We start from the raw sequence: 1,687 nt of genomic DNA, 5'->3' as shown, positions 1-1,687 counted from the left end.
GCTGATCTTTCGTTTGCCTGGCAACGTCCTACTCTCGCAGGGGGAAACCCCCAACTACCATCGGCGCTGAAGAGCTTAACTTCCGTGTTCGGAATGGGAACGGGTGTGGCCTCTTCGCCATCATTACCAGACATATATTTTTTAAAAAGGTTTATTCCTTCAAAACTAGATAACGGAAGGAGTAAGATTTTTGTTCAAACACGTAATCCAGCTACGGCTCCTAGCTTTTCGGTCGTTTCGGTTCGCCACTTCAAATCCAAAACCGGGATTTGTAGTGTCAACCCTCCAACGCCGTCAAAGCTGGACAATCGCCTTCGCTTTATAATTTAGGTTAAGTCCTCGACCGATTAGTATTCGTCAACTCCATGTGTCGCCACACTTCCATCTCGAACCTATCAACCTGATCATCTCTCAGGGGTCTTACTAGCTTGACGCTATGGGAAATCTCATCTTGAGGGGGGCTTCATGCTTAGATGCTTTCAGCACTTATCCCGTCCGCACATAGCTACCCAGCGATGCCTTTGGCAAGACAACTGGTACACCAGAGGTGCGTCCATCCCGGTCCTCTCGTACTAAGGACAGCTCCTCTCAAATTTCCTACGCCCGCGACGGATAGGGACCGAACTGTCTCACGACGTTCTGAACCCAGCTCGCGTACCGCTTTAATGGGCGAACAGCCCAACCCTTGGGACCGACTACAGCCCCAGGATGCGATGAGCCGACATCGAGGTGCCAAACCTCCCCGTCGATGTGGACTCTTGGGGGAGATAAGCCTGTTATCCCCGGGGTAGCTTTTATCCGTTGAGCGATGGCCCTTCCATGCGGAACCACCGGATCACTAAGCCCGACTTTCGTCCCTGCTCGACTTGTAGGTCTCGCAGTCAAGCTCCCTTATGCCTTTGCACTCTACGAATGATTTCCAACCATTCTGAGGGAACCTTTGGGCGCCTCCGTTACATTTTAGGAGGCGACCGCCCCAGTCAAACTGCCCGCCTGACACTGTCTCCCACCCCGATTGAGGGGTGCGGGTTAGAATTTCAATACAACCAGGGTAGTATCCCACCGACGCCTCCACCGAAGCTGGCGCTCCGGCTTCAAAGGCTCCTACCTATCCTGTACAAGCTGTACCAAAATTCAATATCAGGCTGCAGTAAAGCTCCACGGGGTCTTTCCGTCCTGTCGCGGGTAACCTGCATCTTCACAGGTACTATAATTTCACCGAGTCTCTCGTTGAGACAGTGCCCAGATCGTTACGCCTTTCGTGCGGGTCGGAACTTACCCGACAAGGAATTTCGCTACCTTAGGACCGTTATAGTTACGGCCGCCGTTTACTGGGGCTTCGATTCAAAGCTTCGCTTGCGCTAACCTCTCCTCTTAACCTTCCAGCACCGGGCAGGCGTCAGCCCCTATACTTCGCCTTGCGGCTTCGCAGAGACCTGTGTTTTTGCTAAACAGTCGCCTGGGCCTATTCACTGCGGCTCTCTCGGGCTTGCACCCTACCAGAGCACCCCTTCTCCCGAAGTTACGGGGTCATTTTGCCGAGTTCCTTAACGAGAGTTCTCTCGCACACCTTAGGATTCTCTCCTCGCCTACCTGTGTCGGTTTGCGGTACGGGCACCTTTTATCTCGCTAGAAGCTTTTCTTGGCAGTGTAGAATCAAGAACTTCGGTACTAAATTTCCCTCGCT

Annotated in this window: 1 rRNA gene and 2 other annotated features; the gene reads right to left on the bottom strand. The window is 52.7% G+C overall.

Annotation, left to right across the window (positions count from 1 at the left end):
* Positions 1-15: 15 nt before the first annotated feature.
* Positions 16-131 (bottom strand): 5S ribosomal RNA (gene rrf / locus BN1765_RS01515).
* 208 nt (positions 132-339) lie between these two features.
* Positions 340-1,210 (bottom strand) — a sequence feature (23S ribosomal RNA rRNA prediction is too short).
* Between the two features lie 9 nt (positions 1,211-1,219).
* Positions 1,220-1,565: a sequence feature (23S ribosomal RNA rRNA prediction is too short), on the bottom strand.
* Between the last annotated feature and the right edge of the window lie 122 nt (positions 1,566-1,687).

Source organism: Bacillus testis, from assembly GCF_001243895.1.
Lineage (GTDB): Bacteria > Bacillota > Bacilli > Bacillales > DSM-1321 > Bacillus_AD > Bacillus_AD testis.
This window is presented reverse-complemented; position numbering and strand designations above follow the sequence as displayed.